The organism is Vulcanisaeta distributa JCM 11216, from assembly GCF_001315985.1.
GTDB lineage: Archaea > Thermoproteota > Thermoprotei > Thermoproteales > Thermocladiaceae > Vulcanisaeta > Vulcanisaeta distributa_E.
Window position 1 is genome coordinate 1 of sequence record NZ_BBBI01000047.1, and the last position, 3,222, is coordinate 3,222.

Here is a 3,222-nt window from a genome sequence, read left to right on the forward strand (position 1 = left end):
CGCTCAGTAACCACTGGCTTTGTCTATGGGCCCTTTGTTTCGGTTGGCTACGCATTCATGGTATTCACGGCGTACATCCTAGCTGGAATACACGCAGTTACTATGACTGGCATTAATTTGCCCATTGCATTAAACCCACAGTTGATAAACTCAACACTGATCCCACTGGCGATTGCCACTTCAATCCTAACCGGCAAGTCCATGCACAGCATTGGGCTTGGAATCTCCTTAATACCAATCTACCTAACCCCCCCGCTGATACCACTCATTTGGTGACTTGCAATGCACGCCTCGAGCCTAAGGTGATTAGCCAGGGATTGGTCAAGCACTACACAATCGAGTTCGGCGGGATTAAAACCGACATCGAGGTTCATTTAATACAGGCTAGCCAGTACGGCGTCCATGACTACGTGGCATACGTCATTGACGAACTACCCGACTGGGTAGTGGCGCTACCCCCCCTCGATAGAATCGTTGATTGGTTCGGGAGTGGCGCCAAGCTGGAGAGGGCTGTCGAGAGGGGCTTGAAGTCAATAGGAATAAAGCCGAGTAGGGAGAGCATTGACTTGGCTGTTAGGGTATTCAATAGGTGGTTCAACTACTACGGAGCGTTGACCCCCCCAGTCCTACTTATGGATGACGTGACGGACATACACATAAACAAGGTCAACACAAAGTACGGCCTCGGCGGAATCTACATAGAGCATGCCTTATTGGGTAGGGTTCAGGTAATCATCGGCTGGGAACCCTACGAATTAAGGAAGGGTAGGAGGGTGATTAAGACAGTGAGTTTTGACCTTAACTCATTCGTTGATTACTTGATTAGGCGTGTTGCCCAGAGATCAAGGACTGCGGTGACCAGCTACAATCCAGTGGCGTCTGTCGTGGATCCCGAGTTCGGTGTTAGGGTTAGCATTGAGGCTGAGCCTGTTAGCCCAGGCTCAATGAGCATTAGGGTTTTGCCCAGGAAGTCATGGACACTACCCGAGTTGATTAGGCGAGGCATGATTAGCATCGAGGACTCGGCTAGGCTCTGGCTACTCGCCGACCACAGGGTCCCGATCCTGATAATTGGGCCCATGGGTAGTGGGAAGACCAGCCTACAAAACGCCATCGCCTACATGCTCGTCACTAGGTCCATGGCGTTGATCATGGACGTAGCCGAGCTCTTCCTGCCGTTTCACCAAGTCGTGAAGCCAATGCTTGAGCGGGTAGCCTACGCCCATGGAATTAGGAGTATTGACAAGGCTGAGTTGATTAGGCAAGCCCTCAGGAGTGGTGTGGATATCATCGTTTTGAACGAGGCTAGGAGTGGCGGTGAGTTCAAGGCATTGGCTGAGGCGATTACACTCGGTCACGGTGCCTTGACCACGTTCCACGCCGAAAACATTGAAGCGGCTAGGGCTAGGCTTAGGGGGGGCCTCGGCTTCGAGGTTGAGGAGTTGCTGAGGCTCTCGGTGATTGTTGAGGTCTCGATGAGTAGGGATGTTAGGTTTAACACCGAAACAGGGGGGGTGTATGAGGTTGTCACGAGGAGGTTTGTTAGGAAAATACACAACACAGAGCCCTACATGAACGCCTTAATCAGGGATTACGGCGTTGATTACGTAAATAGGCAGTTGGGGGGGTTTAGGATTGCCTTCCTAACGAAGGCAGTCAACGCGGGCTTAAGCCACGAGCAACTAGCCAACCTACTTTACGTGTTTTACAAACAGCCTGAGGCTGTGCTCAAGAGTGTCGACATTACGGCTGAGGTGAGTGAGGCTATTAGTGAGCAGGCAAAGCCTCTGCCACTGCCGGATGAATTGCTTAGCCTCGACTCCGAGTTTGAGCCTTATAAAGCTGGGAATGGTGGTAGATGATGCTTAGGCCTAGGTTCGTCATAGCCACATTCTTCAGTGGCTCGAAGGGAGGCACTGGTAAGTCAACACTAGCCGCTAACTTGGCAATAGCAATGAGTCAGTCGCTTAGGTCTAACGTCCTATTGATTGACCTCGGGATAGACTCGAGCCAGACGGCCAGTAGGACACTGGGCATTGTGCCGGAGAGGCTTGGCGCACTGGACTTCCTGATTGGCTCGATCAACGACGTTAATCAGTTACTTAGTAGGTCTACTTATTTACCCTCAGTCCTCGTTGTACCGCCAGGCAACGTGAGGAGTTATCAACTAACGATTAATGTTAACGAATCCTTCAATAGGTGGGTTTACCTAATCAACTCCTTGGTGATGAGTACTGGATCACAGTTGGTGCTTGTGGACTTACCAGCCAACGCACCAACGCCAATACTAATACCCGCACTGGTCACGTCGCAAATCATTAACGTGGTTCTAGACCACGCAACGTACAGCGAGTACGTAATCAAGGAAATCGACGACACGTACATACAGCCAATGATTACTCAACTCAAGTATAGGAAGATAATTAATGTGGTCTTAAACAAGGCACTGCCAGGACTCGACACCATCGAGTCGAGGGTAAGGGGCTTCGCCCATAATGGTGAGGTCTTCACAATCCCCCCCATGAGCCCAATTGCACAGTACCTAACGGCAACCATGAAGCCAGCCATACTATACGAACCAAAGGGATCACTGGCAAACTTCAAAAAAGCCATAGAGACCATGACCAACACCATGACAAGGCAGGTAAAGGCATTACTCACCGGCTCAGTGAGCGTGACCTAACGCTCCAGGCTTATTCAACCCCCCCACTCGACTCACTTTCCCTGAACAGCCGGAGTAAAAAAAAAGTCCCATGAATTAGAGAGAACCGATGACTATGGGTTTTAGATCAAGGCTTTTGGTAATGGCTTTGTCCGTGGTTGTCGCCCTGGCTTTAGCGTTTGCGCTTGCACTACACATCGTTAATAAGCCCGGGGGGGTTAAAACCACAAACCCCGTTGGCCAGGCGAGTCTCGCCACAGTCAATGAACCAACACCGGTTAGCATAAACACGCCAATTTACGTTGTTGGTTCTTCAATGCTTGTTCAAAGGCTGACTAGCGTGGGCATTAATCAATCACTGATCAAGCCCATAACCATTAATGAATTACCAAGCCTACCAAACAATAGCCTAGTAATCATTGATTGGTCTGTGATTGGGCCTGGCCTCATAATCAATGGGGGGGTGGTTTGGTTCACGTGAATGTGAACTCAACAAACTTCAAACTAATTAGGGAGTTGATTGGGCGTGGTGACTTCGTGGTAATCCACGGAAACTCCAG

At 50.1% G+C, this 3,222-nt stretch carries 3 protein-coding genes and 1 pseudogene; all 4 read left to right on the top strand.

Going from position 1 to position 3,222, the window contains the following annotated elements; genetic code table 11:
• Window positions 1–276, top strand: a pseudogene (locus JCM11216_RS14050) (hypothetical protein); the annotation flags it as partial.
• Entirely contained in the window at window positions 273–1,862 is a 1,590-nt protein-coding gene (gene tadA, locus JCM11216_RS14055) for an ATPase, T2SS/T4P/T4SS family (RefSeq protein WP_054854598.1), read from the top strand. The pseudogene JCM11216_RS14050 and the gene tadA, both read left to right, overlap by 4 nt.
• Complete coding sequence (locus JCM11216_RS14060) at window positions 1,859–2,683, top strand: ParA family protein (RefSeq protein WP_243676472.1); 825 nt, start codon at window positions 1,859–1,861, stop codon at window positions 2,681–2,683. Before tadA ends, JCM11216_RS14060 begins: the two co-directional genes overlap by 4 nt.
• Window positions 2,684–2,777: 94 nt before the next feature.
• Complete coding sequence (locus tag JCM11216_RS14065; protein WP_243676473.1) at window positions 2,778–3,143, top strand: hypothetical protein; 366 nt, start codon at window positions 2,778–2,780, stop codon at window positions 3,141–3,143.
• Window positions 3,144–3,222: the final 79 nt, after the last annotated feature.

Excerpts from the sequence above, each read along its gene's own strand:
- JCM11216_RS14065 (WP_243676473.1), top strand. The coding sequence starts at position 2,778 with ATGGGTTTTAGATCAAGGCTTTTGGTAATGGCTTTGTCCGTGGTTGTC.
- JCM11216_RS14060 (WP_243676472.1), top strand. The coding sequence starts at position 1,859 with ATGATGCTTAGGCCTAGGTTCGTCATAGCCACATTCTTCAGTGGCTCG.